Origin of the sequence: Flavobacterium sp. WV_118_3 (assembly GCF_039778605.1) — a bacterium.
GTDB lineage: Bacteria > Bacteroidota > Bacteroidia > Flavobacteriales > Flavobacteriaceae > Flavobacterium.
On sequence record NZ_CP156060.1, the window covers coordinates 1,411,859 to 1,429,784 of the forward strand.

The 17,926-nt window shown below is 40.5% G+C and carries 14 protein-coding genes and 1 riboswitch; of the genes, 12 read left to right on the forward strand and 2 right to left on the reverse strand.

Annotation, left to right across the window (positions count from 1 at the left end; all coding sequences use genetic code 11):
* From ABFU83_RS06490 to ABFU83_RS06545, 12 genes are all read left to right on the forward strand, one after another.
* A complete protein-coding gene (locus tag ABFU83_RS06490) occupies window positions 1-1,584 on the forward strand; it encodes a glutamate synthase-related protein (RefSeq protein WP_347069724.1) in 1,584 nt (527 codons plus the stop codon).
* Between the two features lie 18 nt (window positions 1,585-1,602).
* A complete protein-coding gene (locus tag ABFU83_RS06495) occupies window positions 1,603-2,034 on the forward strand; it encodes an acyl-CoA thioesterase (protein ID WP_347069725.1) in 432 nt (143 codons plus the stop codon).
* Window positions 2,035-2,057: 23 nt separating this feature from the next.
* Entirely contained in the window at window positions 2,058-3,038 is a 981-nt protein-coding gene (locus tag ABFU83_RS06500) for a carbon-nitrogen hydrolase family protein (protein ID WP_347069726.1), read from the forward strand.
* Between the two features lie 2 nt (window positions 3,039-3,040).
* Window positions 3,041-4,156 carry a cupin domain-containing protein gene (locus tag ABFU83_RS06505; RefSeq protein ID WP_347069727.1) on the forward strand — a complete coding sequence of 372 codons (1,116 nt, stop codon included), beginning with the start codon at window positions 3,041-3,043 and terminating at the stop codon, window positions 4,154-4,156.
* Window positions 4,157-5,068, forward strand: a complete 912-nt coding sequence (locus tag ABFU83_RS06510; RefSeq protein ID WP_347069729.1) for a fumarylacetoacetate hydrolase family protein — start codon at window positions 4,157-4,159, stop codon at window positions 5,066-5,068.
* Between the two features lie 20 nt (window positions 5,069-5,088).
* Window positions 5,089-5,838: an Asp/Glu racemase gene (locus tag ABFU83_RS06515; protein WP_347069730.1), complete on the forward strand. Its 750-nt coding sequence runs from the start codon at window positions 5,089-5,091 to the stop codon at window positions 5,836-5,838.
* A gap of 497 nt (window positions 5,839-6,335) precedes the next feature.
* A complete protein-coding gene (locus ABFU83_RS06520) occupies window positions 6,336-8,537 on the forward strand; it encodes an ATP-binding protein (RefSeq protein ID WP_347069731.1) in 2,202 nt (733 codons plus the stop codon).
* Window positions 8,538-8,615: 78 nt separating this feature from the next.
* Window positions 8,616-9,296, forward strand: a complete 681-nt coding sequence (locus tag ABFU83_RS06525) for a response regulator transcription factor (protein WP_347069732.1) — start codon at window positions 8,616-8,618, stop codon at window positions 9,294-9,296.
* 1 nt (window position 9,297) lies between these two features.
* Window positions 9,298-10,659, forward strand: coding sequence for a HAMP domain-containing sensor histidine kinase (locus ABFU83_RS06530; RefSeq protein WP_347069733.1), 1,362 nt, complete (start codon window positions 9,298-9,300; stop codon window positions 10,657-10,659).
* A gap of 110 nt (window positions 10,660-10,769) precedes the next feature.
* Window positions 10,770-12,014 (forward strand): TolC family protein, encoded by a 1,245-nt coding sequence (locus ABFU83_RS06535; protein ID WP_347069734.1) that lies wholly within the window; start codon window positions 10,770-10,772, stop codon window positions 12,012-12,014.
* A 1-nt stretch (window position 12,015) separates the two neighbouring features.
* Window positions 12,016-13,098: an efflux RND transporter periplasmic adaptor subunit gene (locus tag ABFU83_RS06540; RefSeq protein ID WP_347069735.1), complete on the forward strand. Its 1,083-nt coding sequence runs from the start codon at window positions 12,016-12,018 to the stop codon at window positions 13,096-13,098.
* A gap of 2 nt (window positions 13,099-13,100) precedes the next feature.
* Window positions 13,101-16,202 (forward strand): CusA/CzcA family heavy metal efflux RND transporter, encoded by a 3,102-nt coding sequence (locus ABFU83_RS06545; RefSeq protein ID WP_347069736.1) that lies wholly within the window; start codon window positions 13,101-13,103, stop codon window positions 16,200-16,202.
* A gap of 37 nt (window positions 16,203-16,239) precedes the next feature.
* Here ABFU83_RS06545 and thiD read toward each other — a convergent pair whose 3' ends face one another.
* Together thiD and ABFU83_RS06555 are read right to left on the reverse strand one after the other, a co-directional pair.
* Window positions 16,240-17,103 (reverse strand): bifunctional hydroxymethylpyrimidine kinase/phosphomethylpyrimidine kinase, encoded by an 864-nt coding sequence (thiD, locus tag ABFU83_RS06550; RefSeq protein WP_347069738.1) that lies wholly within the window; start codon window positions 17,101-17,103, stop codon window positions 16,240-16,242.
* Between the two features lie 87 nt (window positions 17,104-17,190).
* Window positions 17,191-17,283, reverse strand: a riboswitch (TPP riboswitch).
* Between the two features lie 68 nt (window positions 17,284-17,351).
* Complete coding sequence (locus tag ABFU83_RS06555) at window positions 17,352-17,912, reverse strand: hypothetical protein (RefSeq protein WP_347069739.1); 561 nt, start codon at window positions 17,910-17,912, stop codon at window positions 17,352-17,354.
* Window positions 17,913-17,926 lie beyond the last annotated feature (14 nt).

Here is a 17,926-nt window from a genome sequence, read left to right on the forward strand (position 1 = left end):
ATGAGAAAAGCATTTGTAGTTTTTAGCATAACCGTTCTATCCATTACGGCTATACTGATTTACGTCAATTGGAAATTCAGTTTTTTACTCTTAATTTTTATCCCGTTAGTGCTAATGGGACTGCACGATATGTACCAGTCCAAACAAAGTATCAAGCGTAACTTTCCATTATTGGGACGTATGCGGTATCTTTTGGAGTCCATCGGACCCGAAATGCGCCAGTATTTTATCGAAACCGATACCGAGGGAAAACCTTTTAACCGACTACAGCGCAGTTTGGTTTACCAACGCAGTAAAAAAGAAACCGATTCGATGCCATTCGGAACGCAATTAAATGTATACGAAACAGGCTATAAATGGATCAACCATAGTATCAAAGCGATTCCTTTCTCGGAAGTGGATTCCAATCCGAAAATTAAAATCGGATCGTCCCAATGCGAAAAACCTTATATGGCTAGCCTATTTAACATCAGTGCGATGAGTTACGGATCGCTGAGTAAAAATGCGATTCTGGCTTTAAATTCCGGTGCCAAACAAGGCGGTTTCTATCATAATACCGGCGAAGGTGGTCTTTCGCCCTATCATCTTGAAAGCGGAGGCGATATCGTATGGAACATCGGTACCGGTTATTTTAGTTGTCGTGATAACGAAGGACGATTTTCGTACGACGAGTTTACCAAAAGAGCCACATTGGACAATGTAAAAATGATTGAAATAAAATTCTCGCAAGGTGCGAAACCCGGACATGGTGGAATTTTACCCAAACAAAAAGTCACCGACGAAATCGCAGCGATCCGTTTGGTTCAAAAAGGACAGGATATCATCTCTCCGCCAAGGCATTCGGCTTTTAGCACACCTTTGGAATTAATGGATTTTATCAAACTCCTGCGAAAAGGTTCCGGTGGAAAACCAATCGGCATGAAAATCTGTATTGGTAACAAATCGGAGTTTTTGGCCATTTGTAAAGCCATGGTACAAACGCAAACCTATTTCGATTTTATAACCGTAGACGGTGGCGAAGGTGGTACCGGTGCCGCACCTCAGGAATATTCCGATCACGTGGGAATGCCATTACGCGAAGCACTGGCCTTTGTTTACGATAGTTTAAACGGTTTTGGTATCAAAAATGAAATTAAAATCATCGCCAGTGGTAAGGTTGTTACCGGTTTTGATATTATAAAATGCCTTTCTATCGGTGCCGATGTCTGTAATTCGGCACGGGGGATGATGTTTGCACTCGGTTGTATTCAAGCATTGGAATGTCATGCGAATACCTGTCCGACCGGTGTGGCGACTCAGGATCCAAAACTGGTAAAAGGATTGGTTCCCGAAGAAAAAAGTGTACGGGTTGCCCGTTTTCAGCACGAAACCGTAAAAAGTGCGATGGAATTAATGGCCTCCGCCGGACTTGAACATCCGGATGACGTCGATCGTACTGTGATCAGCGCCCGTGTGAGCGGTACCAAAATCGAAACCTATTATGAAATGTACCCGGAAATTGAAAAAGGTTGCTTATTGAATGAGAATACCGTTCCGCAAGCTTTTCAATTTTTCTGGAAAAAGGCAACCGCCGAAAGTTTTTAATCCCCTATTATCCAAAAAATGAATCACATCTTTATCAAAACCGAAAAAATACGCTTTCAACATGTCGATTATGCCGGCATTGTTTTTTATCCCCGTTTTCTCGAAATGCTCAACTGCCTTGTGGAAGACTGGTTTGAAGAAGCCTTAGGTCGTCCTTTTTCGAAAATGCATGAAACCAACGGTATCCCAACCGTCGATTTAAAAGTACAGTTTAAAAAAGCCGCCCGATTAGGCGAAACACTCACTAAGAAATTATGGGTCAAACATCTCGGTGGCGCTTCCATACTATGCGGTTTCCGGTTTGAAGATGAAACCGGGATAACGTGTCTGGAAGGCGAAGTTACCCTGGTCAATGTCGCTTTTAATCCAAACCGGGATGGGATTAAAGCCGAGGCTTTTAACGACGATATGAAACACAAAATAAACCAATACTTGCTGGTTACACTATAACCCTACTAAACCTCAAAACTAAAATGGAATTTTCAAAGTTTAAAGCGGCAACCGTTCAAACAGCTCCGGTTTTTCTAAATGTGGAAAAAACAGTCGACAAAGCCATTTCGATTATCCGGGAAGCCGCAGCCAACGGCGCGGAATTAATCGCTTTTCCGGAAGTATTCGTCGCCGGTTATCCGTACTGGAATTGGATTATGACTCCGGTACAAGGAAGCAAATGGTACGAAAGACTCTATAAAAATTCTGTTGCAGCAGACGATCCGGAAATCAAACGAATCGAACAAGCCGCACGGGAAAACAATATCCATGTTGTAATCGGCATTAACGAACGTGGCACCAGTTATGGTGAAATTTACAACACCAACCTTATCATCGACAATACTGGTCAGCTGATTGGAAAACACCGAAAATTGGTACCGACCTGGGCGGAAAAACTCACCTGGACTTCCGGTGATGGTTCTTCACTAAAAGTATATCCAACCAAAATAGGTCCGATCGGAACACTGGCTTGTGGTGAAAACACCAATACACTAGCACGGTTTACATTGTTATCGCAAGGTGAACTCATCCATATTGCGAATTACATTTCGCTACCGGTTGCACCACCCGATTATAATATGGCCGAAGCAATCAAAATTCGCGCAGCAGCCCATTCCTTCGAAGGAAAGCTGTTTACCATTGTATCCTGTTCGACCATTTCTCAGGAGATTATGGACATTTTAAAAGAAGACGTTCCGGATGCCGAAACCTTATTGACCCGAAAAAATTCCGCTTTTTCCGGATTTATCGGCCCGAATGGCGCAGTGATTGGCGAACCCATTATCGATGACGACGGGATTGCTTACGCCGAAATCGACCTGTCAAAATGCATTCAGCCCAAGCAAATGCACGATATATTAGGGCATTATAACCGTTTTGATATTTTCGATTTACGCGTAAATACCGCTCCTACCCGAAAAATCACCTTTATTAATTCACACGAAGCCTTTAACGCTAAATAACCATGAAAGATCAATTTAATGATGACGTCATCGGGAGAGCCCGGGTAAAAGACACCCCGGAACTCGAAGCCTATTATAAAGAACTGGAAACACTTGGTGCCGGTGCCTTATGGACCGTTGCTAACGATATTGAACCCTGGGAACCGCGAACGTCTTCCGTTCCGATGCTATGGAAATACGAAAACCTGCGCGAACTGGTCTTAAAATCATCCGAGCTCGTAACCCCCGAACAAGCCGGACGTCGTGTGGTCTATCTGGTCAATGACAAACGCAAAGACGTAAGTGCGGCCGTTGGATGGCTGTACACCGGAATACAGGTTACCCGTCCCGGAGAAAGCACTTCGGCACACCGACACAAAGCATCGGCACTTCGTTTTATTATGGAAGGCTCCGGTGGTTATACCGTTGTAGACGGTAATAAAATTATGCTGGAAGTAAACGATTTTGTGATCACTCCAAATTCCACCTGGCACGAACACGGTGTAGCGGAAAACGGAAAAACCTGTATCTGGCAGGACGGATTAGATATTCCGCTAGTAAATGCTTTAGAAGCCAACGATTATGCCGTTTTTGACGGTAAGCAACCGCTCGAAGCACCTTTGAATTATTCCCCGTTAACCTATGGCGGAGCGGGACTAATTCCCGCCGATACCGTTTGGAACAAACCCTATTCTCCCCTTTTTAAATATTCATGGACATCGGTTTATCCGGCATTACTGGAAGCCGAAAAAGTAAACGAAGGTTCACCTTACGACGGCATCATCATGGATTACACCAACCCGCTAACCGGTGGACCGGTTATGCCAACCATGGGTGCGTCCATGCAATTGTTACGCCCGGGCCAACATACCAAAGCCCACAAACATACCGGATCGATCGTGTACCAATGTGCCAAAGGTAACGGTTATTCCATTATCGGTGGAAAACGATACGACTGGAAAGAACGGGATATTTTCTGCGTACCTTCCTGGGTTTTCCACGAACACGTAAATCTTTCCGAAACCGAAGATGCCTGTTTATTTTCGTTTAACGACCTTCCAGTGATCAAATCATTAGGCCTCTATCAGGAACAAGCTTATACCGACAATAACGGATACCAAATAGTAAATAATTTATAAATGAAACTCGCTACCTACAGAATTAACCATACCGCTCCCCGTTTGGGAGTTGTTCAGGACAATCATATGATTGACCTGGAAGATGTTGCCAAAATCAAAGAAGAAACCCTGCCGTTAACGATGCTGGAATTGATCGATGCCGGATTGGATGAGGTACACCGTATCCAGCAATTAATCGACAGCTTAACAGACGAAGAAAAAAGCAATTGCTACTACCCTTTGTCAAATGTTACCTTTTTAGCTCCGATTCCAAAACCGCGTAAAAACATCATCGGAATTGGTCTTAATTATACCGAACACGTGGCCGAAAGTGCCCGTACACTCGACACTTCCAAAGAATTACCACAACAACCCGTTATTTTTTCAAAGCCACCAACGGCCGTTATCGGAACCGATGACTATATCATCCATAACCCGAAATTAACGCAGCAATTGGACTGGGAAGTGGAATTAGCGGTGATCATCGGAAAAAAAGGCAAATATGTTCCGAAAGAAGAAGCCTTGGATCATGTTTTCGGTTATACGGTGATCAACGATATTAGCGCACGGGATTGTCGTCGTTCCGGACAATGGATCGTTTCAAAAGGACAAGATACCTTTGCGCCTATGGGACCGGTTTTGGTGACCAAAGATGAAATTCCGGATCCACATAACCTAAACCTTTCCTTGACGCTAAATGGTGTTGAAAAACAAAGCTCCAACACCAAATTTATGCTCTTTAACATTAATGATCTGATTGAAGATTTAAGTACGGTTTTCACCCTTGAACCGGGCGATATCATTGCTACCGGAACACCGGCTGGTGTAGGCGCCGGAAGAGCTCCTCAGGAATGGATGTGGGATGGCGATATCGTTAAAGCTACAGTTGAAAAAATAGGAACTATAACGAATACTATCAAAAAGTTAAACTAAAAAAGAACAACTTTTATATAATGAAAAAATACAGAATCGGCCAGATTGTTCCCAGTTCCAATATTACGATGGAAACCGAAATCCCGGCTATTTTCCGTTCCCGTGAAACCCTGTTACCGGAACGTTTTACATTTCATTCGAGTCGGATGCGAATGAAAAAAGTAACCAAAGAAGAGTTGGAAGCCATGGATGCCATGAGCCTGAAATGTGCTCAGGAATTATCCGATGCTCATGTCGATGTAATGGGCTATGCCTGTCTGGTTGCCATTATGAGTATGGGACGTGGTTACCATTGTGTTTCGGAAGTAAACCTGCATCAGGAAACGGTACAAAACAACTTCCCTACACCAATAGTAACCAGTGCCGGAGCTTTGATCAACGGATTAAAAGTACTTGGTGCCAAAAAAGTCGCCGTGATCACCCCATATATGCGTCCGTTAACCGATTTGGTGGTGGATTATATCGAACATCAAGGCTTTGAAGTAGTCGATTCCATTGCGTTGGAAATACCAGACAATCTTGAAGTTGCGGCTCAGGATCCGATGAATCTTTTGGAAATATACAAAAGACTTAATCTGAACGGTGTAGATGTTATCGTTGCTTCGGCCTGCGTACAAATGCCTTCACTCGAAGCAATTGATCAAATTCAAAAAGAAACCGGAATTCCGGTTACTTCGGCGGCTGTTTGTACCACCTACGAGATGATGAAAAAATTAGGTTTGGAAGCCAAATCAGCAATCGGAGGCGAATTACTCAGCGGGAAATACTAATATTCTCAATAACATTTCGTTAAAATCCTGTATTTTTTACAGGATTTTTTTATTTGAAATACCATCATCCCGCAATCGATACATCCAAAATGAGTACATTTTGCTCCAGAATCCTTTTTATTCTAATTTACATTCCCAATACTAGTCCGAAAAAAAACAGTTTTATTCAATTTATGCCATTAAATTTTATCTCATTTCTTACATATTGACATAAAGACAAATAATCACAAATCGAATAACTACTTAAATTAAAATAAAACTGTTAATTTTTTTTAAATAATAACAGTTCAATATAAACATTTAAAAACTTTTTAACAAAAAACAATTTTAGTCTTAAAAAAAGTGAGAAAAAATTAATTCTCACATAATGAGAACAATTTAATTCTCAAAACATTCTCTTTATAGTATTTTTGTACTAATATTGTTATGCCAAATAATTACGATTTTTAACAAAATACGGATCTGTGTAATTATAACAGTAGTTTTTTAAGTGATCAATGACTAACAAGCCATTACGTACATTTCTATTAGTGCTGTTGTCTTCTCAGTTTGCTTTTGCCCAAACAGAAGAGATGACCCGAAAAGAGATTTCTAAAATGATCGCTAAGGCAAGCAATCATATGTTAAATCTGGAATGTGAAAAATCACTTATCTCAGCTAAAAACGCACTCAACGAAGCCTACCAGATTAACGATAAAGTACTGATTGCTAAAGCTTATAATATTATCGGACTTAACCATGAGGAATTTTCCGATTTTAAAAAAGCAGTGCAGTATTATGAAAAAGGACTTCGCTACGCCAATCAAACCGATAACGATACCATAAAAGACTGGCTGCACAACAATCTGGCCAGCGCTTACTGTTACCATAAACTCGATTTTGAAAAAGGAATTGAACATTATAAAATCGGACTCTATTATTCCGAAAAATTAAAGGATAGCAGCGAAATCATCTATACGCGGTTGAATATCGCCAGTGCCTATTTCGAAATCAAAAAATACAAAGAAGGATTCAAATACCTGGTCGGACTGGAAAAACAGATCCAGAAAGGCACCGCATTGGAAGCCCAGATATCCCTTAATTCGTTGTTAGGCTCCTATTACACCCATTCCAACAATTTTGTAAAAGCAGAAGCTTTTTACAAAACCGCGCTGGAGCTTTGTAAAAAAAACAAGGTGGAATTCCTGCAAACCAATGCCTGTGATCTCTACAAAGAGTTTTCTCAGTATTATTTTAAGATCAAAGATTTTGAAAATGCCTATTTTTATCTTGAAAAATATACGGCAACAAAAGAGCAGATTTATAACGAAGAGCGCATCAACGAAGTAAAAAAAGCCGGTAGTCAGATTGAACTGGATGAATACAAAAGACTTGTGTCGCAAATTGAAAGTGAAAAACAACTTCAAGCCAGAAGTTTACAGCAATCGCGTATTATTGTGGTTTTGTTTATCATTACGCTTATCTTTCTGTTGTTATTTCTCTTTTCGTTATACAAGAACAATGAAATCCGTAAAAAGATCAATAACGAGCTTAAAATTGCCAATAAACAATTAAAAGAAGCCAAAGAGCAGGCCGAAGAGGTTTCGCAACTCAAATCGCAGTTTATTTCCACGATTAGTCATGAATTGCGGACACCACTCTATGGTGTTGTGGGAATTACCGATATTATTACCGACGAACACAAAGAGCTTTCGGAAAGTTCGTATCTGAAATCCTTAAAATTTTCGGCCAAATATTTATTGTCGTTGGTAAACGATATTTTACAGGTGTATAAAATTGATGAAAATAAAATCAAACTGGAAAATTCGGCTTTTAACATTATCGAGGACTTACATCTGGTAACCGACAGTTTGATGTTTCTGGCTGAAAAAAACAAAAACCGATTGCTACTTGAAGTAGACGAAGATATCCCCCCCCTATTGATTGGCGATCGGGTACGTCTATCTCAGATTTTTATGAACCTGATCGGAAATGCACTTAAATTCACACATAAAGGTCGCGTTAAAATCACCGCGCAAATTGAAAAAATTGAAGGCACGATTTATTATATCAAATTTGAAGTAATCGATAATGGGATTGGTATAGCCGAAGAAGATCAGGAAAAGGTTTTTGAAAAATTTGTCCAGATCGAACGCAAAGAAGACGATTATCAGGGAACCGGTCTCGGACTTCCAATTGTAAAACAACTGGTTACCCTTTTTAACGGGGAAATCAGCATTAAAAGTAAAGAAAACGTTGGAACGACCATGACGGTTGTTATTGGCTTTGATTCGGATCCGGAGCAAATCAAATATTATACCGACAATCTCGAAGTGGAATACGCTTTGGAACAAAACTACCGCGTATTGGTTGTCGAGGATAATAAGATCAATCAGATTGTGACCAAAAAAATCCTGGACGACAATAATTTCCCGAATGTCATTGTCGATAACGGTTTCCACGCCCTGGATCTTTTGCAAAAAGAAACCTTCGATGTGGTGTTAATGGACATTAATATGCCGGCTATCAACGGTTTTGAAACTACCAAACGCATCCGCGAACTGGGAATCACCATTCCGGTTATTGCACTAACCGCTTTCGATAAACAGGAAATTTCCGAACAGGTATATGCTGCGGATATGAACGGTATCATTATCAAACCATTTGAACCAAAGCAGCTTTGTAAAATGATTGTGCAGCTGTGCGGAACAAATACATAGCACATTATTCCGGGCATTATTTTTTAGAATCGCATAACTTTCCTACTTTTACTATTCTTATCTGACAGCCGCCATCAAATGATTAAAATTCTGCTACTGGAAGACGACTTAGTACTCTCAAAAGAAATCAGTGACTTTTTAAAAACAAAGGACATTGCGTGTGATTGCGTATTCGACGGAGAGGTCTTTTTCCGCCAATTACGTTCCGGACAATACAATATTTACCTACTGGATATTAACGTCCCTAAAATCAACGGATTGGACGTATGCAGTCAGATTCGGGAAACCGATCAGACGACTCCTATCCTGATGATCAGTGCTTATGGCGATCTGAACGACAAAATGGATGCGTTCCAATTGGGTGCCGACGATTATCTGGTAAAACCGTTTCATCTGGAAGAACTACTGATTCGCGTTTTAGCCCTGTTACGTCGTAGTACTACACCGCAAAACGAAGAAAAAATAATTGTAATTGACGACCTTGAAATCGCGCCTACTTCGATGACGGTAAAACGAGCCGGTACCACTGTTGAACTTACGCAAAAAGAATACCAGCTGTTGTTATTACTGGCCAAAGCCAAAGGCAGAACACTTTCCAAACAAACCATCTCGGAACAGATTTGGGATTCTCATTTTGATACCAACCTGAATACCATCGAAGTCTATATTAATTTCCTTCGAAAAAAAATCGATAAAAACCACGAGAATAAACTCATTCATACCCGACCGGGTTTTGGGTATTATCTAAAAGACGAATAAGATGACGTTAAAGAGACGTATAGCCGTAAATGTCAGTATTGCGTTTTCCGTAATCTACGGGATATCGGCTATATTTATCTATATCTCATTCTCGACCTTTCGGAAAGAAGAGTTTATGGAACGTCTCGAAGAAAAAGCCTTAACTACCACTAAACTATTACTTGAAGTAAAAGATGTTGACAATCAGATTTTAAAGCTTATCGATCAAAATACAATCAATAAACTTTACAATGAAAAAACACTGATTTTTGATAGCAATTACAAACTGATTTATAGTAGTATCGACGACGCTTCTGTAAAATGGGACGTCAATTTTCTGCAGAAAATAAAAAAACACAAACGGGTTTATACGATCGAAAAAGAGAAAGATGTATTAGGTGTTTTTCACATTTATAACAATACCGATTATTATATCATTATTGCCGCCGAAGACAAATCCGGAATGAGTAAACTGGAATTTTTATACCAGATTCTGATCCTATCGTTTTTTATCGGAACCACGCTGGTATGGGTTACCACCTATTTCCTGATTCGGAAATCACTGGAACCGCTTGATAATTTCCAAAAGATCATCACCAGTATTTCGATTAACAAATTAAATACGCAAATCATCGAATCGTCCAAATCGGATGAGATCAATTTACTTTCCAAAGCTTTTAACCAGATGTTGCTGCGAATCGAGCGTTCCTATCTGGCACAAAAAGAATTTACTTCAAATGCGTCTCATGAATTGCGCACACCTATTAGTCGGTTAACCTTACAACTGGAAAATCTGATACAACAAGGCGGTCATAGTGAGAATACTTTGAATTATCTGAACAATATGAGCAAGGATGTCAATCAGATATCCGATTTGATCAACTCTTTATTACTACTGGCACAAATCAATGCGTCCAATTTTGGCGTCAATTTCCAACAAGTGCGCATTGACGAAATCATTTTTCAGGTGTATGAAAAAACGATTAAAAACTTCCCGGACTTTCAAATGAACTTTGAAATCGAAAACACCGAATCTGATCTGGAAATCAAAGGGATAACCTCATTATTAGAGATCGTTTTCGCCAATCTTTTTAAAAATGCTTATCTTTATTCGTACGACCGTAAAGTAAATGTGATCATTGAAGACAATCCAACGGGGCATATTCAGATCCGATTGATCAATAAAGGAGAAAAACTTTCCCCCGAAGAAGAAAAGAAAATTTTCAACTCGTTTGTTCGCGGAACCAAAAATCAAAAAATTCAGGGTTCCGGTTTGGGGCTTCGCATCGCCAAACGTATTCTGGATCTGCATAAGGCAAAATTGGCTTATACATACGAGGACGCATCCGAACAACACGAATTCACACTTACTTTCCCGGTTTAAAACACCTTTTCCCGATTCATCTATACCTTTTTAAGCTTTTTTTAAGGTCGGCTTTAAGGCTGTTTTAAGGTTACTGCCCGCATCTTTGTAACAAATTAAACTCTTTATAGATGAAAGTAGCTCCTTTTATACTATCACTGCTGTTTTTCCAGTTGGTCTTTTCACAAAAAAGTATTACGCTAAAAGACTGTGAAGATGCCATGCAGAAAAACAATTTCCAGTTACTGGCCGAACAATACAATATCACTGCGGCACAGGCGGCTGTTATTCAGGCCCGAATCTGGGATCATCCTAATATGTCATTGGCTTTTAACGCTCTGAATCCAGAAGACAAACGGTATTTCGACGTGGGCAAAAACGGACAAAAAGCCGTTGCTGTAGATCAGTTGATTCATATTGGCGGTAAAAAACGCAATGAAATCAAACTCGCAAAATCCAATGTGGCACTGGCCGAATTGCAATTTGAAGAATTAATGCAGGATCTGAAACACGAACTGCGGCAAAGCTTTTATGCCGTTTTTTTCGATCAGAAGAAAATTGCCAGTATCGAATCGCAAACAGCACAAATCCAAAGCCTTCTGGAATCCTACGAAATACAGGCCGATAAAGGTAATGTTCCTTTAAAAGATGTGGTACGCCTGCAATCCTTATTGCTAAATCTTAAAAACGATCGCATTGCCATCCAAAAAGACATTACCGAAAACAAACAAAAATTAAATATTCTGACCGGTATTGATGAAGAGCTAATGCCATCGGCCGATGAAAGTGAACTAATGCTAACTTTCAATAGTCCGAAATATGCCGAAAGTGAATTATTTAACATCGCCAAGGAAAAAAACCCGGAATACCTCAGTGTTCTAAAACAGGTTGAAAACCAGGAATTGGCTGTAAAGCTTCAAAAATCATTATCGGTACCGGATATTACAGCTGGTCTGGCCTACGATCAGGTGGGTGGTGCTTTTAAAAATGAGGTGAACTTTACCCTGGGTATTCCACTACCACTTTGGAACCGAAACAAAGGTAATATCAAAATAGCGGAAGCCGAATTAGGTCAGTCTAAAGTAAATAAAGATCAAAAAACGCTTGAATTAAAGACGCAAGTAAACAGTTCGCTTTCGATCTGGAAGGAACAGCAAAAAGAATATACGTCGCTGTCGAAATCCATAAACGAGAATCTCGATCTGGTATATAAAGGCGTATTAATGAACTTTCAGCGTCGTAATATTTCGCTATTGGAGTTTACCGATTTTATGGAAAGCTATAACCAAAGCACACTGCAGTTAAACGAAATGCGCAAACAACTGATCCTGTCCGGAGAACAAATCAATCATATCACCAATTCAACTATCTTCTAATATGAAATATCCAATAATAACCTGTCTGTCGCTACTGACCTTAATTTCATGTCAGGACAAAGAAAAAAAAGCGGAAATAAAAGAAACTTTTGTGCTGAGCAATAAAATGCTGCAAACGACCAAAACCGCTCCGGTGACTTTAGAACCGCTTCGCAACGAACTGAATTATTACGGAAAAATCACAACCGACAACAACAAAACCATTGAGGTATTCCCGGTTGTTGGCGGTAGCGTAGCTAAAGTATATGTGGAATTGGGCGATTATGTTAAAAAAGGACAGTTGCTGGCAACCATCCGAAGTACGGAAGTAGCCGATTTTGAAAAAGAACTGGACGATGCCAAAAACGATGTGATCGTGGCTAAAAACAATCTTAAAGTGGCTCAGGAATTATTCGAAGGAAAATTAAATGCCGAACGCGATGTACTGGAAGCCAAAAGCAACTACGATAAGGCTAAATCGCAATTACAACGCATTCAGGAAACCTATAAAATTTACAATATCAAATCGGGTGCTATTTATGAAGTGCGTTCGCCGTTGAGTGGTTTTATCATCCAGAAAGACATCAACGAAAATATGTTACTACGTAATGACCGAAGCGACAATATATTCGACATCGCCGAGATCAATGATGTTTGGGCGATTGCCAATGTAACCGAAACGGATATCAACCAGATCAAACTGGGCGAAAATGCAGCCGTAACCACATTAAGTTACCCGGATAAGGTTTTTAACGGTAAAGTGGATAAGATTTTTAATATTATCGATCCGGATACCAAAGCCATGAAAGTTTTGATCAAGTTAAACAACCCGGAATATGTTTTAAAACCGGAAATGCGCGCTTCCATTAAAATCTCCTATATGGAAAGCGAGAAAAAAATGCTGGCAGTTCCGGCTTCGGCAGTAATTTTCGACAAAAGCAAAAATTTTGTGATCGTCTATAAAGACCGAAATAATATCGAAGCCCGACAAGTGGAAGTTTTCCGTCAGGTTGGCGATACGGCTTATATTTCAAGCGGTATCAACGAAGGAGAAAATGTAATGACCCAAAACCAGTTGTTAGTGTACGGCGCCCTAAATGAATAGATATGAATAAATTTATCCGAAATATTATTGCTTTTTCCCTCAAGAATAAAGCATTTACGTTTTTCTGGGTCGGTATTCTCGCCATTTCCGGGTTTGTCGCCTTTAAAAACATGCCCATCGAAGCCTTTCCCGATGTAACCAATACGCAAATCATTATTGTTACCGAATGGAACGGTCGAAGTGCCGAAGAAATCGAGCGTTTTGTAACGACTCCTATCGAGATCGCGATGAATTCCGTTCAGAAAAAGACGAGTGTTCGAAGTATTACGATGTTTGGTCTTTCGGTGATCAAAATTATTTTCGAAGATGATGTCGACGACTTTTTTGCCCGTCAACAGGTCAATAATCAGCTGCGAACTGTTTCCCTACCCGATGGTGTCGATCCGGATGTGCAGCCGCCTTATGGCCCAACCGGGGAAGTATTCCGTTATGTCTTAAAAAGTAAGGATCGGGATACCCGCGACCTACTCACCTATCAAAACTGGGTAATCGATCGCCAGTTACGTGCCGTTCCGGGTGTAGCCGATATCGTAGCCTTTGGTGGACAGGAAAAAACCTATGAAATTAGTGTCGATCCGGGACGTTTGTCCAAATATAATATTACGCCGTTGGAAGTATTCGACGCGGTAAATAAAAGTAACCTGAACGTTGGTGGTGATGTGATCGAAAAGAACGGTCAGGCCTACGTAGTTCGTGGTGTGGGATTGCTGAGTTCGATCGAAGACATTCAGAATATCATCGTAGCCGATGCCGGTGGTAATCCTGTTTTGGTAAAAAACCTGGCCGATGTGGCCGAAAGCTCCTATCCGCGTGTGGGTCAGGTTGGGTTGGATAAAAACAGTGATGTTGTTGAAGGTATCGTTGTAATGCGAAAAGGGGAAAACCCGAAAGAAGTATTGACCAGCATCAAAGAGAAAATCAACGAAATTAACGAAACGGTATTGCCAAAGGATATTAAAATGGTAACGTTTTACGATCGTGACGATCTGATGAACTTTACGACCGCTACGGTAATGCACAACCTGTTTGAAGGAATCATTTTCGTAACCGTGATCGTATTCCTCTTTATGGCCGACTGGCGAACGACCTTAACCGTAGCCATCATTATCCCGCTATCGCTCCTTTTTGCCTTCCTGTGTTTGAAGTTAAAAGGAATGAGTGCCAACCTACTGTCACTCGGTGCGGTCGATTTCGGGATCATCATTGACGGTGCCGTCGTAATGGTCGAAGGTATCTTTGTGACACTCGATCACCTCGCCCATAAAAAAGGAATGAAAGCCTATAATAAACTGGCTATCGGTAGTGTGATTAAAAAAACCGGTACAGAAATGGGGAAAGCGATTTTCTTCTCCAAACTGATCATTATCACCGCCTTGATTCCGATTTTCTCCTTCCAGAAAGTAGAAGGAAAAATGTTTGCGCCATTGGCCTATACACTTGGATTCGCGTTATTAGGGGCGCTTATTTTTACCCTGACGCTGGTTCCGGTGTTGTCGCATATTTTATTAAACAAAAACGTAAAAGAAAAGAACAATCCGTTTGTAAATTTCTGGAACCGAATTGTTGAAAAATCGTTTAATTTCACGTTCCAACACAAACAAAAAACCCTTTTTGTCTCCATTGCCTTTATGGTATTAACCTTTATTTCGGCGAAATTCTTAGGGACCGAATTCCTGCCACAGTTAAACGAAGGCGCCTTGTGGGTAACGGCCGAAATGCCTATTAGTACTTCCCTACCGGAAAGTAATAAAATATCGGCCGAAATACGTAGCATACTGGGAAGTTTCCCGGAAGTAGAACAGGTACTTTCGCAAACCGGGCGTAGTAATGACGGAACGGATCCGAATGGTTTCGGTTTCGCGCAATTCCAGGTGGATTTATATCCTAAAAAAGAATGGAAACGTAATATCAGTCAGGAAGAACTGATTGATCAAATGGACACCAAATTAAAACAGATTCAAGGGATTACCTATAATTATTCGCAACCGGTTATCGATAACGTAGCCGAAGCCGTTGCCGGATTTAAAGCGTCTAATGCCGTAAAAATTTATGGTGAAGATCTGAATAAACTGGACGAACTGGCAGCAAAAGTAATGACACAAATCAAAGGAATCGACGGAATTAAAGACGTCGGAATCCTTCGAAACGTAGGGCAACCGGAAGTGAGCGTAATCCTGGATCGTGGTAAAATGGCCGCTTATGGCGTTACCCTTGCCGATGCGCAAGCTGTATTGGAAATGGCTTTTGGTGGAAAAACCGCTACTCAGAAATACGAAGGTGAAAAGAAATTTGACGTTCGGGTTCGTTATACCAAAGAATATCGAAAAGACGAAAAAGATTTGGGAGAACTTAAGGTTCCTACAATCGACGGGGTTAAAATTCCGCTTAAAGAAATTGCCGTTGTGAAAAAGATTACCGGCCCGGCGTTTATTTACCGTGATAATACCAAACGTTTTATCGCGGTGAAATTCTCGGTCCGCGATCGTGACTTGGGTAGTACCATTGCCGATGCACAGGCGGTTGTGAATAAAAACGTGGAACTTCCAAACGGTTACCATTTCGGTTGGACCGGTGAATTTGAAAATCAGGTTCGTGCCACACAACGTTTGAGCCAGGTAGTACCTATTAGTTTGATCGGAATCTTTGTGTTGCTGTTTATTATGTTCGGAAATATAAAAGATTCCCTACTCGTATTAGCGAACGTTCCGTTTGCCGTGATTGGGGGTATTATTGCCTTACACCTTACCGGAATTAATTTTGGTATTTCGGCCGGAGTTGGCTTTATCGCATTGTTCGGAATCTGTATCCAGAACGGTGTAATCCTGATATCGGAATTCCATAAGAACCTTAAGGAAAAAATGGATCTCAACACGTCGATTATGGAAGCGGTAAAAATCAGAACCCGTCCGGTAGTGATGACCGCCTTAATGGCTTCTATCGGATTATTACCGGCAGCAACATCAACCGGAATTGGTTCGGAATCGCAAAAACCGCTGGCCATTGTGATCATCGGTGGATTGATGACCGCTACCGCACTGACGTTATTGGTATTCCCGATTATATTTTGGGTATTTAACCGTAAAAAACATCAGCCAATAGACTGATTGTAAATAGCTTTTTATTTTTTATTTGTTATTTTGGTTATTTGGGAGAAGCCTCGTTATTGTAACGAGGTTTTTCTTTTTTAACCCTTTGCTGCGGCTCAAAAAAATGATTTAACGGACCATTACCCTTTCCTATTGCAACATCGGCGCCTTCTGCTATTGCCCGATGTACATACTGTTGCGCCAGACTAACGGCGTCGGATAAGGTGTTCCCAAGTGCCAGATAACTCGCAATAGCCGCCGACAAGGTACAACCCGAACCGTGCATATTGTTGGTTGCTATTTTTTCGGACGTATAGGTTGCTATCACACCTTGTTTATCGAATAAAAGTGAAGTCAGTGTTGTAGTTGGCAAATGCCCGCCTTTTAGTAATACATGCGGACAACCTTTTTGCATGATCATCGCTCCTGCTTTCTGCATTTCGGTTACGCTGGTGATCGGATTTCCGGTTAAAACAGCCGCTTCATCGAGATTCGGCGTGATCAGCGTAGCCAATGGAAACAGCTTGTCTACAATTGCAACTATGGTTTCAGATTCAATCAAACGATGACCGCTGGTAGCGACCATTACCGGGTCGAATACCACCGGAATGTCCGGATATTGTTGTAACATCGATACAATAACCGCTACCAGTTCCTGCGTATGCACCATTCCAATCTTGATCGCATCCGGTCGGATGTCTTCCAATATCGTTTGCAACTGTAAGGCTACGATCTCCGACGGAATGCTATGAATCGCTTTTACGCCACCCGTATTTTGTACCGGTAATGCTGTTAACACCGATGTAGGATAACATCCTAATGCATTGATAGTATTGGTATCGCCCTGGATTCCGGCGCCACCGCTTCCGTCGAATCCGGCTATGGTTAGAACTACCGGATAGGTATATTTTTTTTTCATGATTTACTATTGCGTCACACCCCGAATAGAATCCAGGCTGCTTAGATTGGTACTAAAATGGCAATAGTTGTCCCGGTAAAGACAAATAAAAGAAGATCAACTTTTCCCTACGCCGGTGTTAACCGGATCAGGTTCAAAGGGACTCTCTCAATTCTTTTCAGAATACCCCTAAAGCCGTGGTAAATGTAGTGTAAATATTTTATACCTGACAGGTTTTAGAAAGCTGACAGGTATTGCAATCCAAAATTTTAAAAACTATAACTTATAAAAAGATGGTATCCCGTTTCTTTTTTTCGGGGAACCGAATAACTGAAATCGAGTTTGATACTTTTTAATTTATCTTTTATAGTAATCGTTTTAGTAATATGATTTATAAAGTATTCATTTCCATCTTCATTTGTATCGGTTTTAATATAACGCGCCAATTTTTCGTATTGCTTCGAAAGTCTATTATATTCATACTGTAAATCCTCTAGCGTTTGAAATTTTAAGTCTTGGACAACCCTATATATTCCCTGCTTGATATTCCCATCTCTTTGAATAATCTGAATTTCTCCAGCTACGATTTTGGATTTTACGGCTTTGTTTTCCGTAAACTCCGTAAGAAATATTGTTTCTTTATCCTGAAAATCAGGAATGTCTCTTACAAATTTTTCAAACTTCAAGTTGGAACTTTTCATCATTTTATCGGGTACTAATTCTAACTTCAAATCCAGAAACAATTTGTTTAATTCTTTATTTAAATTGTCTTGTGCGTGTAAAATCGGATTACATAGTACTACTAAAATGACTGCTATTATTTTTTTCATATGTTGTTAAGCCT